This is a genomic window from Streptomyces sp. NPDC048507, assembly GCF_043199995.1.
Taxonomy (GTDB): Bacteria; Actinomycetota; Actinomycetes; order Streptomycetales; family Streptomycetaceae; genus Streptomyces.
Genome location: NZ_JBICWZ010000002.1, coordinates 123,730 through 142,980 on the forward strand (window position 1 = coordinate 123,730; position 19,251 = coordinate 142,980).

Genomic DNA, 19,251 nt, shown 5'->3' on the forward strand with positions numbered 1-19,251 from the left:
CTCCCTGGGGGATTCCATGAGACGTTCCGTACCCGCGGCCCTGGCCGTGCTGCTCACGCTCGCGGCGACGGCGGGCTGCGCCGGGCAGAGCGCGCAGCCGCACCCGCGCCCGGCGACACCCGGGCCCGTGAACGGCAGCGCGGCGCCCCCCGTCAAGGCCCCGGCCCTGACCGAGGACGAGGCGCGGGGCGTCGTCAGGGACCTCGCCGCGAAGGTCGAGGCCGACAGCTTCGACGCCGGGTACTGGAAGGGGATCGCCGAAGGGCCGCTGCTGGAGCAGCAGCTGGCCGTCGTGGCGACCGGGGAGAAGTACGGGACCGAACGGGAGCCGGGTCCCACCAACTCCCCGGCGACCGATCCGGCCGTCCACACGTGGACCACCGGCAAGGACGACGGGAGCGACCGCTGGATCCTCGGCGCGCACGAGGTTCCCGGCCACACGGTCGGCGGCGAGAAGAAGGAGACCGTCCTGCGCTGGTCCCTCTTCCACCAGGAACGGACGGGCGCACCCTGGCACGCGACCTTCCTGGCCCGCGCCCCCGAGCCGACGGCGCTGCCCCGCGTCGCGGTGGGTCCGGACGGCCGGGCCGTCACCGGCGGCGACACCCGGGGCCTCGCGGCCGACCCGGCGACCGTCTGCGGGCGCTACGGCGACTACCTGCACACCGATGTCGGTGCGGGCGGGGTGAAGTGGAGCCAGGACGTCACCGAGCTGCGGGAGTCCTACGCGCAGGGACTGGCGGCCCAGCGCAAGGCGCTCGGCAAGCCGGGCACGCTCGAATCCGGCGTCGACATCGCCCGCACCCCGCACGGACCGGTGTGGCGCACCGCCGACGGCGGGGCGCTCGTGGCCTGCACCGCCGTCAGCAAGCTGCACACGGACCTGGGCCCGGGGCGCTCGGAGACCTTCAGCGCGAGCGGCTGGGCCGGTACGACGGGGGTTCCCTGGGCCTCGTACACCCAGCGGATCATGGGGCTGACCGTGCTGGCGGTTCCGGCGGGGGGCTCGGGCGAGGTGTCCGTCGCGGCGCAGTCCAACCTGCCGTACTCCTTCGAGGGGACGAAGTACACGGGCTGAGCGGAAGGAACCGCCGGGCCCGGGGCCGTCGCCCCGGGCCCGGCGGGGCTCTAGGGGACGCCCGGGGGCTGGGCGGCGTCCCTCAGGGCGACGATGGCGTGGAGGGTTCCGCCGGTGCGGCCGGCGAGCTGTCCCCGGGGCGTGTGGACGCTCCAGAGGCTGCCCGTGTCCGGCTCGGCCTTGCCGAGGGGGAAGGGGCGGGTGATGTCGGTGATGTCCTGGATGACGACCGCGTCGTCGCACCGTCTGGCGCTGTACCTGCGGCCCATGCACTTGAAGATCCAGGGGTTGGCGGTGATCTCGCCGAGTCCCAGGGCGCGTGTGTCCTGATCGGGCTTGGCGCCGGGAAGAAGACCCAGCATTACGCCTCCATTACACTGTGTGTCTGACTTGAATCCCATAGTAGCCACACCGCCGGCTCCGGCACCTCACCGGGCCCCCGGGCTCCCTCGGGCCTCCAGTGGATCTCACACGGGCTCACCGAGCTTCGGCCGTGTCCCGGTGGCGGGCTCCGCCTCCTCGGCGGGGCTGAGCGCGGCGTGACGGGTGTCGGGCATCAGGACGTAGGTGACGAGGGAGACCAGCGCGCAGCCGGAGACGTACCAGAAGAACATCTCCTCGTGGCCGCCGTCCTTGAACCACAGGGCCACGTACTCGGCCGTGCCGCCGAAGAGCGCGTTGGCGACGGCGTACGGCAGCGCCACGCCCAGGGCGCGCACGCGGGTCGGGAACAGCTCGGCCTTCACCGCCGCGTTGATCGAGGTGTAGCCGGTGACGATGACCAGGGCGAGCAGGGAGAGCCCGAGGGCGGACCAGTACGAGGTCGCCGAGCCGAGGGCGGTCATGATCGGGTAGGTGCCCACCGTGCAGCCGACGGCGAAGGTGATCAGCAGCGGGCGGCGGCCGATCCGGTCGGACAGCATCCCGGCGAAGGGCTGGAGCGCGGCGAAGAGGATCAGCGCGGTGAAACTCACCAGGGTGGCGGTCGTCTTGGGCATGCCCGCGCTGCCGACCAGGTACTTGGTGAGGTAGGTGGTGTAGGTGTAGTAGGCGACGGTGCCTCCGAGGGTGAGCGCCATGACCAGTGCGGCCTGCCGCCGGTGCTGCCACAGGGCCTTGAGCGTGCCGCGCGCGCTGTCGTCGCGGGCGCCCCCGGCGGCGGCCGCGGACTGCTCCTGGGTGAACGCGTCGGTCTCCTGGAGCCGGCGCCGCAGCCAGAACACGACGCCCGCGAACAGCGCTCCGAAGACGAACGGGATGCGCCAGCCCCAGCTTTCCAGCTGGGCGGTGGTCAGCGTGTGCTGGAGGGTGATGAGGATGCCCAGGCCGAGCAGCTGACCGCAGGTCATCGACACGTACTGGAAGGAGGAGCCGAGGCCGCGCCGGCCGGGGGCCGAGGCTTCGGTGAGGTAGGTGGCGCTGGCCGCGTACTCGCCGCCGATGCTCAGTCCCTGGAGCAGGCGGGCGAGCAGCAGGACCAGGGCGCCGAAGTAGCCGGCCTGGCCGTAGGTGGGGGCGACGGCGATCAGCAGGGCGGCGGCCGACATCATGGTGACGGTGAGCGTCAGGGCGCTCTTGCGTCCGTGCCGGTCCGCGGCGCGGCCGAGGATCCAGCCGCCGACGGGGCGCATCAGGAAGCCGACGGCGAAGATGCCGGCGGTGTTCATGAGCTGCGTGGTCGGGTTGTCGCCGGGGAAGAAGGAATCGGCGAAGTAGAGGGCGAAGCTGGCGTAGACGAACCAGTCGTACCACTCCACGAGGTTGCCGAGCGATCCGCCGATGAGGGCGGTGCGGCGCTTCCCGCGTTCCTCGCGGGACGGGGAGGCGGGCGCGGTGGCTGGCGCGGACATGGCGGCTCCAGTGGGAAGTCCCTGGTGGGAGGGGGTAGATGCCCGGAGAGGGGGTCTCCAGAGCATGCTGCGGCGGTCCCGGCCGGACAAGGTCCGCCCCGCAGATCTGACGTTCCGCTGAGGAAACCGCGACGGGAGGCGGCCTCGACCTGACGTCCGGGGCGTGCGGGGCGGGGGCGAGCGGGGCGGGGGCGTTCACCACGCCCGTTCCGGTGATCATCGCGTGGGCCGCCTTGACGCCCCGGCGGCCCCGCGGCGCGGTCCCGCACGCCTGCCGGCGCGATCCGCCGCACGAGCGGCCGTCCCGACCGGATACGGAGGGCCGCCGACGGCTGCATAATCTCCGGCACGGGCGGAGAGAGCCGGGGCGCAGAGGCTTCCCCGCCCGCATCGGACCCTCCAGCGAACCCGGGGACTGACTTGATAACTCACCTCTTGCGGCGCGCCCGTGCGGCATGCGCCGTGACCATCGCGGCCGGAGCCCTGCTCACGGTGTCCGTGCCCGCCCAGGCAGCCGCCTCACCGCCCGTCACCGCCGCCGGCGCGTTCTTGCTGGACGCCGCCGACGGAGCCGTGCTCACCTCCAAGAACCCCGACACCAAACGCCAGATGGCGAGCACCACGAAGATCATGACGGCCACGGTGGTGACCACGCTGCCCGGCCTGAACCTCGACCGGAAGGTCACCGTCAAGCAGGAGTACCTGGACTACGTCTACCGGGAGGGTGCCAGTTCGGCGCAGCTGAAGGCGGGCGCCACCCCGACGGTCCGTCAGCTGCTGTACGCGATGATGCTGCCCTCGGGGTGCGACGCCGCGTACGCGCTCGCGGACACCTTCGGTTCGGGCACGACCATCGCGGCCCGCAAGGCGGACTTCATCGCGAAGATGAACGCCAAGGCGAAGTCGCTGGGCATGACCAACACCGTGTACGACACCTTCGACGGCATCTCGCCGGGCGGCAAGAACCTGACCACCCCGCGCGACCTCGCGAAGCTCACCCGGGCCGCGATGACCAACTCCCTGTTCCAGTCGGTCGTCAAGACCACCTCCTACAGCTCCGGAGGCACCTCGGCCCTCGCCACCTGGAGCAACAGCAACCTGCTCATCCAGCCGCGTCCCACCGGTTACGCCTTTCCGGGCGCGATCGGCGTCAAGACCGGCACCGGCACGGCGGCGGGCAAGTGCCTCGTCTTCTCCGTGACCCGGGGTGGCAAGACGGTCATCGGCGTCCTCCTCGGCGACGAGGAGCGGTACGCGGACTCCATGGCGCTCTCCGACTGGGCCCTCGGCCCGGCCTCGGGCTCCAAGACGGCCCTCCAGCGCAGCAGCAAGGACCCGATCCCGGACGTCCGGGACTGATCCGGGGCGGGGCGGGCCCGGACGTCAACCGTCCTGGTCCGCCCCGTGCCCGCCGGTCGCCGCGCGGGCGTAGCGGCGGGCCAAGTGCGCGAAGGCCTCCTTCAGTTCGGGCGGCCCGATGACCTCGATCTCGGCGTCGTACGCGCCGAAGGCGGCGGCCAGGCCGGGCCACGACCACGAGCCGAGGGTCAGCCGGCAGCGGTCCGCGCCGAGTTCCTCGACGGTCCCGTCCCGGGTGTGGCGGGCGACCGTGGCGGCGGGAAGGTGCAGGACGACATCGCCGCGGCAGGGCCAGGTGCCGGAGCCGTCGGGACCGCCGGAGCCGCGGAACCGGTCGGCCACGAAGGCGGCCACGTCCTGTCCGGGCAGCTCGCGCGGGGCGAAGCGGGGGCCGCCCGGGGTGCGCGGGGTGATCCGGTCCGCGCGGAAGATGCGCCAGTCGTCGCGGTCGAGGTCCCAGGCGACGAGGTACCAGCGCCCGGTCCGGGTGACGAGGTGGTGCGGCTGTACCCGGCGCGGCGGACGCCCCGCGCGGTCGGCGTCCGTTCCGCCCGGGGAGGCGTAGTCGAAGCGCAGCTCCTCGCGGGCGTGGATCGCGGCGCTCAGCGCGACGAGCACGCCGCTGTCGACCTGGGGGTCCGGGCCGGGCGCGGGCCGCTCCATGGCGGTGACCCGGAAGGTGTCGATCCGGCGGCGCAGGCGGCCCGGCATGACCTGGCGGACGGTGTTCAGCGCGCGTGCCGCCGCCTCCTCGATGCCGGCGCCGCTGGTGGTGGCGGCCGTCTGGAGCGCGACGGCGAGGGCGACGGCCTGCTCGTCGTCGAACAGGAGCGGGGGCAGTTCCGTACCCGCGTCGAGCCGGTAGCCGCCTTCGGGGCCGCGCATGGCGGCGATGGGGTAACCGAGCTCGCGCAGCCGGTCGACGTCGCGGCGCACCGTGCGCGGGCTGACGTCGAGCCGTTCGGCGAGGAGGGCGCCCGGCCAGTCGCGGCGCGCCTGGAGGAGGGAGAGCAGCGACAGCAGCCGCGCTGAGGTCTTCGGCACGCCGACCATGGTGCCTCGGATTGCGGACACCTACTGACCTCTTCTGCTGCGAGTGTCGTCCCGTGACGACCCCGCGTCACGCCGTGCATCCGCGAGCGAGAGGAACCGCACCACCGTGAGCGTGCCAGGACACACCGGACACATCGAGGAACACCGCCTCCCCGCGGCGGGCGGGGCGCGATGACCGTTCTCGACGACCGGACGCTGGGCCGGGCCACACTGGCCCGCCAGCTGCTGCTGGAGCGTGCCGGGCTGCCCGCGCTCGACGCCGTCGCGCACCTGGCCGGTCTCCAGGCGCAGGAGCCGCAGGAGCCGTTCACGGGCCTGTGGTCCCGGCTGCGCGGATTCGACCCGGCGGAGCTCTCGGGGCTGCTGACCGGCCGCAAGGCCGTACGGACCCACCTGATGCGGCGCACCGTCCACCTGGTCACCGCCGAGGACGCGCTGGCCTGGCGTTCGCGCCACGACGCCATGCTGCGCCGGCGGGTGCTCGGGGTCTACCGCCGCGAGCTGGACGGCGTGGACCCGGAGGAGCTCGCGGCGGCGGGCCGGGAGGTGCTGGCCGACGGGGAGCCGCGCTCGATGGGCGAGCTCGCCCGGGCGCTCGCGGGCCGGTGGCCGGACCCGGGGCCCAGGGCCCTCGGCGAGATGCTCGTCGCCGCCCTCGTACCGGTGGCGCAGTTGCCGCCGCGCGGCCTGTGGCGGACGAAGGCGGGGGTGCGCAACCTGCCGCTCGCCGCCTGGCTGGGCCGTGAGGTCGACCCGCCCGCTCCGGGCGGCGGCGATCCGGTGGGCGAGTCCCTGGTACGCCGCTACCTGGCGGCCTACGGGCCCGCCACGACGGCCGACCTGCGCGCCTGGTGCGGCCTGGCCGGGCTGCCGGCCGCGGTGGGGGCGGTGCGCGGCGAGCTGGTCTCCTTCCGCGACGTGCGGGGCCGGGAGCTGCTGGACCTGCCCGGCGCGCCGCGTCCGGACCCGCAGACCCCGGCGCCGGTGCGGTTCCTGCCCGCCTTCGACAACGCGATCCTCGGCTACCGCGACCGGACCCGGATCGTCGACGACGCCCACCGCGGGCTGTCGGTCGCGGGCGAACGCGCGGTGCTGGTCGACGGCCGGGTCGGCGCGATCTGGGACGTGCGGGACGGCGTGGTGGACGTCGTCCCGCTGCGGCCGCTGTCCCGGGCCGAGCGCACGGCGGTGGCGGACGAGGGCCGCGAGCTGGCCGCGTTCCTCTCCGACGGGGAGACCGACCGCGTGCGGGTGGCTCCTTAGCGGCCGGGCGCCGCCCCGGAGGTTGACCAACCGCCCTTACCTCTCGGTAACTTGATCGCGCACGGGGGCCTCGACGACGGGAGTACGACGGTGGCGGACCATTCGATGGACGGCTTCACGCGGGGCACCTTCACCCATGACGGCGTACGACGGCGGGTGCTGCGGCGCGGCACCGGGCCGGCGGTGATCATCATGGCGGAGATCCCGGGCATCACCCCCAAGGTGCTCCGCTTCGCCGAACGCGTGGCCGGGACCGGCTGTACGGCCGTGCTCCCGGTGCTGTTCGGCACGCCCGGCCGGGACCCGGATCCCGCCGCCCACGGCTGGACGGGCGCCGCCCGGACCATGGCCTCGGCGCTCTGGGAGGTCTGCGTGAGCCGGGAGTTCACCCTGCTGGCCACCGGGCGCAGCTCGCGCGTGGTGGGGTGGCTGCGCGCGCTGGCCGCCGCCGAGCACGAACGCTGCGGCGGCCCCGGCGTCGGCGCCGTCGGCATGTGCCTGACCGGTGGCTTCGCCCTCGCCATGGCCACCGACGAGCGCCTCCTGGCCCCCGTCCTGTCCCAGCCCTCGCTGCCCCTGGCCTGTACGGCGGGCCGCGCGGGCGGGATCGACATCGGCGCCGACGAGCTCGCGGTCGTGCGCCGGCGCTGCGAGCGCGACGGGCTGCGGGTCATGGGGCTGCGCTTCCGCGGTGACCGGCTGGTCCCCGCGGACCGGTTCGCCTTCCTGCGGCGCGAACTCGGTGAGGCGTTCGTCGCCGTGGAGCTGGACGACGACGCGGCGAACCCGGAGAGCGCCATGCCCCCGCACTCCGTCCTGACCGAACACCTGGTCGACGAAACCGGCCAGCCCACCCGCGAAGCGCTCGACTCGGTGCTCGACTTGTTCCGCACCCGGCTCCTCACGCAACAGCCGGGCGCAACCTCTTGATTCGGCCACTGCGCGGGGGCTGACGCGGCGGCGGCGAAGTGCCACGATGATCGGTGCTTCGACAGAGTGCCGGTGCGTGCGCCCCGGAGCAGTGACGGCGCACCCGCCGGCAGCCCTACGCCGTGAAAGGGCCGACCCCACATGAGCGTCACACCCCACGTAGCTTCCTTAGGCAGTGGTCAGGGCATGAGCGACGACGCGGAAGTGAGCCTCTATTACCACCGCAAGACGCAGGAGATCCTGCACAAGTACGGCCCCGGACCCCGCGTCCACTTCCACGTGGGTCTGTTCCCCGACGGGATCCTGCCAACGGCCACCGTCTCGCAGGGCACCCTCGCGCGGCGCGTCGTCGCCTCGCAGGAGCTGATAGTCGAGCACGCGGCCCGGTCGTGGGGCGCGTACGAGAAGCCACCCCGCCGGGTCCTGGACATCGGCTGCGGCCTGGGCGGCACCTCCCTGTACTGGGCGCAGGCCCACGGCGCCTCGGTCACCGGCCTGACCGTCGCCGCCGAACACGTCACGCTCATCGCCCGCTTCGCCCGGCAGGCCGGCGTCGGCCGCCGGGTCAGCCCGGTCCTCGGCGACGTGCACGAACTGGCCGCCACCCACGTCTACGACGCCGCCTACGCGAACGAGAGCAGCGGCTACACCGACCGCGCCCGGCTGTTCGAGGTGGTCGCCAAGGCGCTGCGGCCGGGTGGCTGGTTCGGGATCCAGGAGCACTTCGTGCGCCGTCCCGAATGGCTCGGCTTCATCGACGGCTACTACAAGACGCGGCTGGGCACCCGCGAGGAGTACCTGGCGGCGGCCGGAGCGGCCGGTTTCGAGCTGGAGGCGGAAGAGGACGTCACCGACGCGGTGGCCGAATTCTGGATGCAGTCCATGGCCTGGAACACCGCCGAACTCGACCGGCTGCGCGCGGGCGGCGCACCCGTGGCCTGGAGCCCCCGGCGGCTCGGGGAGTCGACGGTCGCGCACGGCAAGTTCTTCCGCCTCTGGCGCGACCACGCCGTGGAGACGCGGCTGCTGCTCTTCCGCGCGGGCGGTGCCGGATGAACACGGCCGCACCGGCGCCCCGCCCCTCCCGCCTCGGGGAGCGGCTGCCCGCCTTCTACTGCCCCCTGCCGCGCGACCTCGTCCACCCCGAGGCGAAGGCGGTGGAGGCCCGGGCCGTCGCGTGGCTGGACTCCTTCGGCCTGTACCCCGACCCCGTCGAGCGGGCCTGGGGGCTCGCCACGCACAGCGCCGACTTCTCCTGCCGCATCGTCCCCGAGGGGGACGCGGAGGCGGTCCTGCTCTTCGCCCAGTGGAACTACTGGGCCAACGCCATCGACGACTGGCAGGACTCGGGCGCGAGCGAGGTCCGTACCGCCGCCGTAGCGGAGCACGGCGTACGGCTGCTGCGGACCATCGAGAACCCGGCCGCGGCCGTCCTGCCCGACGGTCCCGTGACCCGGGCGCTGATCGATCTGGTGGACCGTACGCACGCCCTGCTGACCCCCTTCGAGCTGCGCAGGTTCATCGAGGGGACCCGGGACTGGCTGCTCGGCGCGGCCTGGCAGGCGGCCCGGGCGGAGGCCGGGGGCATGCCCGGGCCCAACGACTTCGCCGCCATGGGCGGACTGGCCAACGGCACCCGCTTCTCGCTGACCTGGTCGGACGTGGCGCGGGACGTACGTTTGCCCGCGGACGTCCTCTACTCCCCCGCCCTCCAGGCGCTGACCGATGCGGCGGGCTTCGTCGTCAGCGCGGACAACGACCTGTTCTCCTACGACAAGGACGACCACCTGGAGCCCCTGGAGGTGAACCTGGTCAACGTCATCGCCCGCGCGGAGGGCTGCCCGCCCGCTGCGGCCGTCCCCATGGCGGTGGCCCTGCGGGACCGGGTGATGAGCCTGTTCCTGCGCCTGCGGGAGCGCCTCCGGGAGCGGGCCGACCCGGAACTGGCCCGCCATCTGGAGGGGTTGGGGCAGTACGTCGCGGGTTCCATCGCCTGGCAGAGCCGGGCTCCCCGGTACGCGAGCCCGCGCAACCGGCACGCCCTGCCCGACCCGGAGGCGCGGTTCGAGATCCGCTACGCCGACGCCCCGAGCGATCCTTCGACGCGGCCGCCGGCCCTGCCCGCGCTCGCCCGGTGGTGGCAGCAGGCCGGCGCCTGAACGCCGCGCGGGGCCCCGGACGGCGGTCCCGGGCCCCGCGCGCGCGGTACCCGTATCAGAGCCGGCCGAGCAGGCGGCGCCACCAGCCGGTCCGGCGCCGCTCCCCCGCCGGGGCGGGCCGCACCGACGGCCGCGGCGGCGGGACCTGCGCGTGCCCCGGGTGGCCCGCGGGCTGCTCGGGGTGCGGGTAGGCCGTGGGTTCGGTGCCCTGGACCGGGCGCGGGGTGAACCGTACGGGCAGGGACAGCAGGTGGCGCGACATCAAGGTGCCGCGCCAGCGCAGCTCGCTCGCGTCGACGGCCAGCTGGAGGTCGGGCAGCCGGTCCAGCAGCACCTCGATGCCGGTGTCCGCGATGGCCCGCCCGATGTCCTGGCCGGGGCACTCGTGCGGTCCGCTGCTGAACGCGAGGTGCGAGCGGTTGCCGCGGACGGAGGTGTCGGGATCGGGCCGGATCTGCGGGTCGACGTTGCCCGCGGCCAGGCCGAGCAGCAGCATGTCGCCGGCCTTCACCTGCTTGCCGCCGAGCAGGGCGTCCCCGGTGGCCCACCGTCCGATGATCGTGTTGATCGGCGGGTCGTCCCACAGCACCTGTTCGAGGGCGTCCGGCAGGGTCATGTGTCCCCCGGACAGGCTGGCGCGGAAGCGCTGGTCGGTCAGCACGGTGCGCAGGGTGTTGGCGATGAGGTTCGCGGTGGTCTCGTAGGCGGCGATCAGCACGACGCGCAGGTGCATGAGCACCTCCGTGTCCGTCAGGGCCGCCGGGTGTTCCAGCAGCCAGGAGGCGAGGTCCCGGGCGGGGTGCGTCTTGCGGTCCCGGACCAGCTGTTCGAGGGTGGCGGTGACGTAGCGGTCGCTCTGCAGGGCGGTCTCGGTGCCCTGGAGCATGTCGCGCGCCGCCTTGACCAGCCGGGGTCCGTGTTCGTCCGGGGCGCCGACGAGCTGGGTCATCACCAGCATGGGGAGCTGGTCGGAGAACGCGGACACGAGGTCGGCGTGGCCGTCGCCCGTGACGCGGTCGACGAGCTGGTTCGCGAAGCGGGTGACGTAGCGGCGGATGCCCCGCTTGTCGAAGCGCTCCAGGGACTCCACGACGGCCCCGCGCAGCCGTTCGTGGACGGGGCCGTCGGTGAAGTTGCACACCGGGCCCCAGGAGACCATGGGGCCGAGGGGGGTGTCGGCGGGGACCCGGCCCTCCTTCAGGTCGCGCCAGCCGCGCGGGTCGCGGGCGAACCGCGACGGGGTGCGCGCCACGTCCAGGTTCTCCCGGTGGCCGAGGACCAGCCAGGCCGGGAGGTCGCCGCTGACGAGGACGGGGGCCACCGGCCCGTGCTCGGCCCGCAGCTTCTCGTACAGCCCCATCGGGTCGGCTTCCGCCTCCGGGCCGTGGAGCCGGTACAGGCCGCCCGCGCCGGCCGTGTGGGCCGGGCACTGGGGCGGCGGGGTCGGGTCGGTGTTCACATTGCCTCCGGGGTGGCTGCCTGGGAGTGCAGGTAGCGCATGAGGGTCAGCAGGACATCGCGGGAGGAGTCCCGCCTGCGGGCGTCGCAGACGAGGATCGGTACGGAGGGCGGCAGGTCGAGGGCCTGGCGCAGCTCTTCCAGCGGGTGGTCGGGCGCGCCGGGAAAGGAGTTGACGGCGACGACGAAGGGCACGCCCCGTTCCTCCAGCCGCCCGATGACGTCGAAACTGATTTCCAGCCGACGGGTGTCGAGGAGCACGACGGCCCCGAGCGCGCCCTCGAAGAGGCCGCGCCACAGGAACCAGAAGCGCTCCTGGCCGGGCGTTCCGAACAGGTAGAGCACGAGTTCTTCGTTGATGCTGATGCGGCCGAAGTCCATGGCCACGGTCGTGGTGGTCTTGCGCGCCACGCCGCGCGTGTCGTCGACCCCGATGCCCGCCCGGGTCATGGTCTCCTCGGTCGTCAGCGGTTTGATCTCGCTGACGGCCCCGACCATCGTCGTCTTGCCCACGCCGAAGCCGCCGACGATGACGACCTTGACGGCGGCGGTCGCCGACTGCGGGAGTATGTCCGCGCTCCGGGGCCCGGCGAGCGGGTCAGAGCTTTTGAAGTCCATCGATCACTGCCTCGATCAGAGCAAGGTCGGGTAGGTGGGCGGCGGGTACGGGCGGGCGGACGTGCACGCGCTTCGCCGCGAGCAGGTCTCCGACGAGGACGGTGACGGCGCTGACGGGCAGGTGGGCGTACGCGGCGATCTCGGCCACCGACAGCGGCGCCTGGCACATCCGCAGGATCGCCGCCTGCTCGGGCTGCATCTCGGGCCTGGCCGCCACCTTGGCCACGACCAGGGTCACCAGGTCGAGGTGGGTGGCGGTGGACGGCTCGCTGCGCCCGCCGGTGATGACGTAGAGCCGTTCGGGGCTGCTGTCCTCCCAGCTGGCGGGGGGCTCACTCACGCGGGCTGTCCGTCGTGCCGGGGCGGGCTGCTGAGGTGGTCCCCCATCCGGGTCACCAGGCCCCGCATCTGTGCGCCCATGAGCCCCGCGTCGACTCCCTCGTCGGCCAGGACGGCCAGGTAGGAGCCGTCGCCCGCGGCCATGAGGTAGAAGAACCCGCCGTCCATCTCGATGACGACCAGGCGCATCCGGCCCTTGGAGTGCGGCAGTTCCGAGGCCACGGCCCCGGCGAGGCTCTGCAGTCCCGCGCAGGCCGCCGCGAGGCGGTCGGCGGTGTCGGTCTCGGCTCCGTACTGGGCCACGCACAGGCCGTCGGCGGACAGCACGATCACGTGCCGCGTCTGTGGCACTCCGGCAGCCAGGTCCTTGAGCATCCAGTCCATGCTGCTTCGCTGTGTCATCACTGCTTACATCCCCTTGGTCACTGGGTCGGACGCGTCCTCGCCGTCGGGGCCGCCCTGGCCCGACGTGCCGGACAAGCCGCTGTGGAAGGCCTCCAGCCACATGCCGGGCCCCTCGTCCGGCGCGGGCCGCGGCGCCACGACGGGCGGGACGTCGGAGCTGGTGGCGCGGTCCTTGCGGCGTCGCTGCGGAAGGCCGGTGGCGGTCCGGTCCGTGACCGGGGTGTCCTCGTAGGAGGTGGTGCGGGCGGGCCTGGCCACCGGGGCCGGCGGCCGGACGGCGGCTGCCTGGGCCGGCTTCGGCCGGGGCGGGGGCGGGGGTGTGCCGGCGCCGGCCGAGAGGTGGTCGACGGGGTGCTCGCGCGGTGCGGGGGCCACGGCCCGCGGGCCCGAGGAGGATCCGATGCCGTGGGCGAGGCCGGTCGCGGCGGCCGCGGTGGTGATCAGGTGCTGGGGGACGATGACCACCGCGCGCACGCCGCCGTAGGCGGAGGAGCGCAGGGAGACCTGCAGCCCGTAGGACTGGGCGAGCCGGCCGACGACCGCGAGGCCCAGGCGCGGGGTCTCCCCGAGGTCGTTGAGGTCGATCCCGGTCTGGGCCTGGGCGAGCATCTTCTCGGCCCGCTTGCGGGCCTCCTCGCTCATGCTGAGGCCGCCGTCCTCGATCTCGACGGCGATGCCCGACTGGACCTCGACGGCGGTCAGATGGACCCGGGTGTGCGGCGGCGAATAGCGGGTGGCGTTGTCCAGCAGTTCGGCGAGGATGTGGATGAGCGGCTCCACGACCGGGCCGAGGACCGCGACCTCGGAGACCGAGTGGAGTTCCACGCGCTGGTAGTCGATGATCCGCGACATCGCCCCGCGCAGGACGCTGTACAGCGTGACGGCCCTGCTCCACTGGCGGCCGGGGCGGGCCCCGCCGAGGACGGAGATGGAGTCGGCGAGGCGGCCGATGAGGGCGGTGCCGTGGTCCAGCCGCAGCAGGTCGCCGAAGACGTCCGGGTTGCGGCCGTGCCGGTCCTCCATCTCCCGCATTTCGTGGGCCTGTTGGTGGACAATGGCCTGGACGCGGCGGGCGATGTTGACGAAGGCCCGCTGGGCGGAGTCGCGGAGGTTCTCCTCGTTGTCGACCGCGTCGATCGCGCGGGCCAGCACGGTCTGGAGGGCGGATCTGAACCGCGGGGTCAGGGCGGCGTCGTTGCCCCACCGGTTGCCGTGGCCGCCGCGGCCGCCCAGGGAGGTCAGGACCTCCTCGGGCAGTTCGCCCTTGCGCAGGCGTTCGATGGCCTCGGCGAGCACCACCTCGGCGAGGCGGACGGCTTCGGCCTCCTGGCGGGACAGGGCGTGCCGCAGGGCGGCGATCTCGGTCTGCCGCGCTTCGAGCGCGCGGCCGCGCCGCAGGGCCTCCACGACGGCCACGGCGGTACACGCGGCTCCGACGGCGACCCAGGCGATGCGGGCCGGATCCCAGGGGGAGGCGAGGGCTCCGACCACGCACACGGCGGCCACGACCGCGATGGCGGGCAGCGGCCACCTTATTCCCGGCTCCGTGCGAGAGGCTTCGGGTGGAAAATTCTGTTGCGCCATCAAGTTCCTCGAACCATCGAAAGAGGGGATCTTATGACCGGTGGGCGGGAGCATAACGTCGCCCAACTCCCCGTTTCGGAACTTTCGTTGGAGTTCATCGGACCGGAGGATCCACTACGCGCCATTGACGGCGGCGCAGTTCCGCCGCCAAGTGCCGCGTCGGGCGCGAACTTCCGTGAAAAGGGTGGTCCCGGGCGCGACGGATCGTACATACGTCATGGAATTCGAACGCATTCCCATACGATTTCGGCCTCGGGTCGAAAACCGGGCAGTGGCATCCGGGAACGGGCCGTGCTAAAGGGACTCCGGGCCCCGGCGCGGGCGTGGTCAGGCCCGCCCGAACCGGTCGTGCTCGGACCCGCGATGGCGGCCCGCCGGGGCCTGACGGGTGGGCACGGCACGCCCCGCGCGCGCCCACTCCCGTACGAGGCGGTCGTAGATCGGTGTGCCGGACTGCGCCTGGGGCTCCCCCGCCGGCCGCGGTACCCCTGTTGTCGCCGGAGCGGCGAACCTCGTCTCCTTCATGCGGGCACAACGATTCTGCGGGGGCCCGCGTGGCGCACGGTGTCCGAATCGTCATCATCCACCTGTGCATACAATGGCTGAATGATCTTCATTGTGGTGAAATTCGCCGTCAAGCCCGAATGCGTCGACCAATGGCCCGCGAAGGTCGCGGAGTTCACCCGCGCCACCCGGGCCGAGCCCGGGAACCTGTGGTTCGAATGGTCGCGCAGCCTGGAGGAGGCCGACACCTACGTGCTCGTCGAGGCCTTCCAGGACGACGCGGCGGAGGCGCACGTGACCTCCGCTCACTTCCGCGCCGCCCTGGAGACCATGCGCCCGCTGGTCACACGTACGCCCGAGATCGTCAGCACCACCATCCAGGGCGCCACGGGCTGGAGCCGGATGGGCGAGCTCCAGGTCGACTGACCCGAAGCGATAGTCCCGTATCGGTCCCCCCGGCCACGCCGGCCGTCCGTATGGCTAAGATGACCGCAGGGCCCGGGTACCGCATCCCCCGTCGGTATCCGGGCCCTTCATGCTTCCTGCGCGCGGCTTCGCGCGGTGGGCGGAGGGGCCCCGGGATCACCCGGGGCCCCTCCGTCGTACGGGCCCGCCCCGCCCCACCCCCGTGGAGGCAGAACGGGCCCGGTCAGGGGCGCCCGGTCACGCGGTGAACGCGGGCGGTCGCACGGGCCGGGGAAGCTCCCGCGCGAGGTGCTTGGCCACGTCGATGACCGTGCGGTCGGCCAGGTGGGGGCCGATGATCTGGACGGCCAGCGGCAGCCCCGCGGCGGTCCGGCCGGCCGGCATGACGAGCGCCGGGAGCCGGGCGGGGCCGGCCAGGTTGAGCCACGCCGTCTGGTCGAAGTACGAGCGCTTCTCCCCGTCGACGGTGATGAACCGGCTGGGTAGCGGTACGCCGGTCTGGTCGGGGACGGCCGCCGTCGGGGTCGCCGGGGTGATCAGGACGTCGTGGGTGGCGAAGTAGTCGGCCCACCGGCCGCGGAGCTGCTCGCGGTCCTCGTTCGCGCGCAGCCAGTCCCGGTGCCGCATGGTGCGCGCGTGCAGGAAGAGTCCGCCGGGGGCGTCGGCCGGGGTCTTGTCGGCGGCCGCGATGTCGTCGGCGAACCCGGCGTCGGTCGCGGTGGCGCCGGCCGTCGCGTACATCAGGCGCTGGAAGAGCACGTCGCTCTCGGCGAGGCGCACGGGCCGGGTGGCACCGTCGACGGTGGCGCCGGCCGACCGCAGGACTCCGGCCACCTTGTCCAGGAGCCGGCGGGTGTCCTCGTCGACGTGGCAGTACGGGTCGTCCTGCCACAGGCCGACGCGGTAGTCGGCGAGGCGCCGGCGCCCGGGCGCCGGGAGGTCGATCCGCCAGGCGGGGGCGTCGGCGGGGGCGGGCGCGGCGAGCACCTCCAGGAGGAGGTCGAGGTCCTCCGCGTCGCGGGCGATCGGGCCGATGCTGAGCATGTCGGAGCTGGTGAGCCAGCCGGGCGGGCGGGGAACGTGGCCGCGGGTGGGGACGATCCCGCCACTGGTGCGCAGGGCGTACACCCCGCAGTAGGCGGCCGGGAGGCGCAGCGAGCCGGCGAGGTCGGAGCCGACTTCGAGGGCGCTGAGGCCCGCGGCGACGGCGGCGGCCGGTCCGCCGGAGGAGCCGCCCGCGGTCCTGGTGTCGTCGTACGGGTTCTTCGTGCGGCCGAAGAGCGGGTTCGAGGTCTGGATGTCCTGGCACATGACGGGGACGTTGGTCTTGCCGACGACGACGGCGCCGGCCGCGCGCAGGAGCGCCACGCTGTCCGCGTCTCGGCCGGGGACGTGTCCGGCGAGGTCCGGGGAGCCGCAGGTGGTGAGCAGGCCCTCGGTTTCGAGGGCGTCCTTGAGGGTGAGGGGCAGGCCGTGCAGGGCGCCGAGCGGTGTGCCGGTGGCGGCGAGGTGGCGGTCGGCGGCGTCGGCGGCCGCGCGGGCGCCGGCGGCGTCGAGGGTGACGACGGCGCCGAGGGCCGGGTTGGCCCGCTCGATGTGGCGGAGGTACTGCTCCAGCAGGGCGCGGCTGGTGATGGTGCGCCGGCGCAGCGCGGCGAGCTGTTCGCGGGCCGGCGCCAGGTGCAGGCCCTCGCCCGGGGGCTTCGCCGTGCCGCCGGCCGGGCCGGAGCCCGAGCCTGAACGGGCGGCCGCGGGCGTGGTGGCCATGGCGAAGGCCGCGGCGACGGCCGTGCAGGCGACGATCAGGGTGCGTCGGAGGATCACGAACGGGCTCCTGAGGTGGTGCCGCGGGGGGCGGGTGCGTCGCGGCGCTCGGGGGTGGGCGGGGTGAAGTAGGAGGCGACGCGCTGGAGGTGGAGCAGCTCGTCCTCGGTGGTGGCCAGTTCCAGTTCCGCGTCGGCGTACTCGGCGGGGACGGCGACGGGTTCGTCCGCCCGGTGCCGCACGAGGGCGGCGGCGATCTGGTCGGCGGTGACGGCGGCGACGAGCGCGGCGCCGGTGAGGCCCTCGGCCCGGCGCAGCTCCTCGGCGCGGTCCCGGGCCGCGGGGTCGAGGTAGCGGCGCATCAGCTTCTGGCCCTGGCGGATCTCGACGCGGCGGCGCAGCAGCGGGAAGTGGGCACTGCGGCCCCGCAGCAGGTCGCGGCCCTGGCGGGCGGGGCGGCGCAGGGTGATGCCGGGGTCGGCCCGGTCGAGTGCGGACCACAGCGGGGCGAGGCGGCGGTGGCGCAGGTGCGCGGTGCTCCAGTCGAGGGCGCCGGCGGTGCGCCGGGCGAGGGTGGGGATGAGGTAGCCGATCTGGGTGAGGGTGGCTCCGATGTCCCCGCACGCCCAGGCGAAGCCGCCCAGGCCGTCGACGCCGAAGCCGGTCTCGGCGCCGACGACGGCGGCGATGCGGATGCCGCTGTAGCCGAGGGTGATGACGGCTCCGATGGTGACCAGGCGCAGGCTGAAGGCGATGGAGCGGTTGGTGGCGCTGCGGGCGTACGTCCAGCAGGACCGGGCGAGGTAGACCTCGGCGGCGCTGTAGGTGCCGAAGTAGAGCAGGACGTAGGCCTGGAAGAAGGGGTCGTGCGCGTAGTAGAGGGAGAAGTCGGTGGGCCGGGTGGTGGCCGGGGTGAGCAGGACGAACAGCAGCGCCATGGCGGCGATGACCCCGGCGGCCGCGACGAGCAGCAGGCGGCTGCGGCGGCGGGCCTCGGCGGGCGGTTTCGCCCAGTGCGCGAGGACGGTGGCCTGGAGGGCGAAGACGACGATCACACAGCCCTGGGCTATCGGCACGACGATGTTGGGGACGCCGAGGGCGCCGTCGACGTGCACCCAGACGGGGGTGAGGGAGACGGCGTAGCTGATCGCGGAGAAGCCGTAGGTGAACGCCAGGGCGACCAGGGCCGGGTCGCGGCGGCCCTTGAGCAGGTCGCGCAGCAGGATGAGGAAGCCGGTGCCGGCGATGGCCAGGCACAGGGGGTGAAGGATGTCTTTCACGGTTCCCGTCCGGTCAGCGCAGCAGGGTGCGGGTGATGGGGTCGGCTTCCCGGTGGTCCGTGGCGCGGGAGGTGCCGAGACGTTCTTGCAGGAGGGATCCGAGGAGTTCGGCCTCGAACTCCTCGGGCTCGTTGTAGCGGGTGCGGCCGAGGACGAGCTGGACGGTGGCGGGGTCGATGTCGGTGATCAGGCCGCCGAGGTCGCCGTTCGCGAGGGGGGTGCCGCCGCGGTGGTGCCTGAGCATGTGGCCGAACTCGTGGCCGACGATGATCTCGGCGTGGGCCCGGCTGATGGCGGTGTCGTAGAAGACGTAGTCCGTGTCGCCCGTGGCGAGCCACAGCCCGCAGGGCGAGGCGGCGTCCAGGGAATCGGGATCGGCCGGGTCCGAGGCGAAGGGCATGAGCCGGATCGAGCGGTCCAGGCGCTCCTCCATGAAGGGGACGAGGTCCAGGACGCTGTCGACGGCGGGCAGGTCGAGGCCGTCCACGAACTCCCGGCTGCGCCGTTCGGCTTCGTCGGCCGCGCGGTCGGCGCCCCGGCGGGCGCCGCGGTCACGACGGCTGAACCACATGGAGCCTCCTCCTCTCGGCGTGGGGCCGGACACCGCTCACGGCAGGTCCCGTTCGGGATCGGCGGGCAGGCCTTCCTCCTTGCGCACGGCTTCGAGGGCGGCCAGGACCTTGCGCTGGCCCGCGGCGGAGACGCCCATGGCGCGCAGCGCGATCTGCTCGACCCCGTTCTCCTTGAGCCTGCGCAGGATCTCGAACTGGGTCGCGATCTTCCGCGTGACCTCGTCCTCGACGAAGTAGGCGGCCTCCACACCGAAGAACCGGGCGAGGAGGGGCACCATGGTGATGGTCGGCGTCCGCTTGCCCGCGCGCAGGTAGCTGATGTGGGAGCGGGTGTAACTGTCGTCGCCGTAGGAGGAGATGGTGCGGGCCACGTGTGCGTTGGTGTATTCCTCCGCTCCCGGCGGGCGCACCCGGTCGAACAGGAAGTTGAGGCGGTCGCTGAAGGCGGCACCCGGTCCCGGGACCGGGACGGGACCCGGTCGTGGTGCGTCCGGTCCGTCGGGGTTGCCTTCCGATTCCATCACTGCGCGCTGCTCCCTGTCCGCAGGCGTAACTATAGTTGACGCCATGCCGCGTAACTATAGTTGACGGTCCGGCATCCGGAAGCCC

Annotated in this window: 19 protein-coding genes; 7 read left to right on the plus strand and 12 right to left on the minus strand. The window is 73.5% G+C overall.

Annotation, left to right across the window (positions count from 1 at the left end; translation table 11 throughout):
* Positions 1 to 16: 16 nt before the first annotated feature.
* Positions 17 to 1,078, plus strand: a complete 1,062-nt coding sequence (locus ACGFXC_RS05705; protein WP_393709841.1) for a hypothetical protein — start codon at positions 17 to 19, stop codon at positions 1,076 to 1,078.
* A gap of 50 nt (positions 1,079 to 1,128) precedes the next feature.
* On the opposite strand, the gene ACGFXC_RS05710 is transcribed toward ACGFXC_RS05705, so the two are convergent.
* Together ACGFXC_RS05710 and ACGFXC_RS05715 are read right to left on the minus strand one after the other, a co-directional pair.
* Positions 1,129 to 1,440 carry a hypothetical protein gene (locus tag ACGFXC_RS05710; RefSeq protein ID WP_393709843.1) on the minus strand — a complete coding sequence of 104 codons (312 nt, stop codon included), beginning with the start codon at positions 1,438 to 1,440 and terminating at the stop codon, positions 1,129 to 1,131.
* Between the two features lie 105 nt (positions 1,441 to 1,545).
* Positions 1,546 to 2,928: an MFS transporter gene (locus ACGFXC_RS05715; protein ID WP_393709845.1), complete on the minus strand. Its 1,383-nt coding sequence runs from the start codon at positions 2,926 to 2,928 to the stop codon at positions 1,546 to 1,548.
* Between the two features lie 468 nt (positions 2,929 to 3,396).
* On the opposite strand from ACGFXC_RS05715, the gene ACGFXC_RS05720 reads away from it, so the two are divergent.
* Positions 3,397 to 4,287: a D-alanyl-D-alanine carboxypeptidase family protein gene (locus ACGFXC_RS05720; RefSeq protein ID WP_393710900.1), complete on the plus strand. Its 891-nt coding sequence runs from the start codon at positions 3,397 to 3,399 to the stop codon at positions 4,285 to 4,287.
* A 24-nt stretch (positions 4,288 to 4,311) separates the two neighbouring features.
* On the opposite strand, the gene ACGFXC_RS05725 is transcribed toward ACGFXC_RS05720, so the two are convergent.
* Entirely contained in the window at positions 4,312 to 5,331 is a 1,020-nt protein-coding gene (locus tag ACGFXC_RS05725; protein ID WP_393709847.1) for a helix-turn-helix transcriptional regulator, read from the minus strand.
* 180 nt (positions 5,332 to 5,511) lie between these two features.
* Between ACGFXC_RS05725 and ACGFXC_RS05730 the strand changes: the two genes are divergently transcribed.
* From ACGFXC_RS05730 to ACGFXC_RS05745, 4 genes are all read left to right on the plus strand, one after another.
* Positions 5,512 to 6,603, plus strand: a complete 1,092-nt coding sequence (locus ACGFXC_RS05730) for a winged helix DNA-binding domain-containing protein (RefSeq protein WP_393709849.1) — start codon at positions 5,512 to 5,514, stop codon at positions 6,601 to 6,603.
* A gap of 90 nt (positions 6,604 to 6,693) precedes the next feature.
* On the plus strand, positions 6,694 to 7,533 hold the full coding sequence (locus tag ACGFXC_RS05735; protein WP_393709851.1) for a dienelactone hydrolase family protein: 840 nt from the start codon (positions 6,694 to 6,696) through the stop codon (positions 7,531 to 7,533).
* Between the two features lie 186 nt (positions 7,534 to 7,719).
* Entirely contained in the window at positions 7,720 to 8,589 is an 870-nt protein-coding gene (locus ACGFXC_RS05740) for a methyltransferase domain-containing protein (protein WP_393709853.1), read from the plus strand.
* Positions 8,586 to 9,692, plus strand: a complete 1,107-nt coding sequence (locus ACGFXC_RS05745; RefSeq protein ID WP_393709855.1) for a hypothetical protein — start codon at positions 8,586 to 8,588, stop codon at positions 9,690 to 9,692. Before ACGFXC_RS05740 ends, ACGFXC_RS05745 begins: the two co-directional genes overlap by 4 nt.
* A gap of 55 nt (positions 9,693 to 9,747) precedes the next feature.
* Here ACGFXC_RS05745 and ACGFXC_RS05750 read toward each other — a convergent pair whose 3' ends face one another.
* The 5 genes from ACGFXC_RS05750 to ACGFXC_RS05770 are packed head-to-tail and all read right to left on the minus strand — an operon-like array spanning position 9,748 to position 14,096.
* The gene (locus tag ACGFXC_RS05750; protein WP_393709857.1) at positions 9,748 to 11,151 is read right to left on the minus strand and encodes a cytochrome P450; all 1,404 of its coding nucleotides are present in this window, start codon (positions 11,149 to 11,151) and stop codon (positions 9,748 to 9,750) included.
* Complete coding sequence (locus ACGFXC_RS05755; RefSeq protein WP_393709859.1) at positions 11,148 to 11,768, minus strand: ATP/GTP-binding protein; 621 nt, start codon at positions 11,766 to 11,768, stop codon at positions 11,148 to 11,150. Before ACGFXC_RS05755 ends, ACGFXC_RS05750 begins: the two co-directional genes overlap by 4 nt.
* Complete coding sequence (locus ACGFXC_RS05760) at positions 11,749 to 12,108, minus strand: DUF742 domain-containing protein (RefSeq protein WP_362132235.1); 360 nt, start codon at positions 12,106 to 12,108, stop codon at positions 11,749 to 11,751. The genes ACGFXC_RS05755 and ACGFXC_RS05760 overlap by 20 nt, the downstream gene beginning before the upstream one ends.
* Complete coding sequence (locus tag ACGFXC_RS05765) at positions 12,105 to 12,509, minus strand: roadblock/LC7 domain-containing protein (protein WP_351826283.1); 405 nt, start codon at positions 12,507 to 12,509, stop codon at positions 12,105 to 12,107. Before ACGFXC_RS05765 ends, ACGFXC_RS05760 begins: the two co-directional genes overlap by 4 nt.
* Positions 12,510 to 12,515: 6 nt before the next feature.
* Positions 12,516 to 14,096, minus strand: a complete 1,581-nt coding sequence (locus ACGFXC_RS05770) for a sensor histidine kinase (protein ID WP_393709862.1) — start codon at positions 14,094 to 14,096, stop codon at positions 12,516 to 12,518.
* Between the two features lie 606 nt (positions 14,097 to 14,702).
* Here ACGFXC_RS05770 and ACGFXC_RS05775 point away from each other — a divergent pair.
* Positions 14,703 to 15,026 (plus strand): putative quinol monooxygenase, encoded by a 324-nt coding sequence (locus tag ACGFXC_RS05775; RefSeq protein WP_393709864.1) that lies wholly within the window; start codon positions 14,703 to 14,705, stop codon positions 15,024 to 15,026.
* A 237-nt stretch (positions 15,027 to 15,263) separates the two neighbouring features.
* Here the strand turns inward: ACGFXC_RS05775 and ACGFXC_RS05780 are convergent, their stop codons facing one another.
* Genes ACGFXC_RS05780 through ACGFXC_RS05795 form a run of 4 tightly spaced genes read right to left on the minus strand, consistent with a single transcriptional unit; the run spans position 15,264 to position 19,163 of the window.
* Positions 15,264 to 16,850, minus strand: coding sequence for an amidase family protein (locus tag ACGFXC_RS05780; RefSeq protein WP_393709866.1), 1,587 nt, complete (start codon positions 16,848 to 16,850; stop codon positions 15,264 to 15,266).
* Positions 16,847 to 18,070 (minus strand): MAB_1171c family putative transporter, encoded by a 1,224-nt coding sequence (locus tag ACGFXC_RS05785; RefSeq protein ID WP_393709868.1) that lies wholly within the window; start codon positions 18,068 to 18,070, stop codon positions 16,847 to 16,849. The genes ACGFXC_RS05780 and ACGFXC_RS05785 overlap by 4 nt, the downstream gene beginning before the upstream one ends.
* Before the next feature lie 13 nt (positions 18,071 to 18,083).
* Complete coding sequence (locus tag ACGFXC_RS05790; protein WP_393709870.1) at positions 18,084 to 18,641, minus strand: hypothetical protein; 558 nt, start codon at positions 18,639 to 18,641, stop codon at positions 18,084 to 18,086.
* A 36-nt stretch (positions 18,642 to 18,677) separates the two neighbouring features.
* The gene (locus ACGFXC_RS05795) at positions 18,678 to 19,163 is read right to left on the minus strand and encodes a hypothetical protein (protein WP_393709872.1); all 486 of its coding nucleotides are present in this window, start codon (positions 19,161 to 19,163) and stop codon (positions 18,678 to 18,680) included.
* Between the last annotated feature and the right edge of the window lie 88 nt (positions 19,164 to 19,251).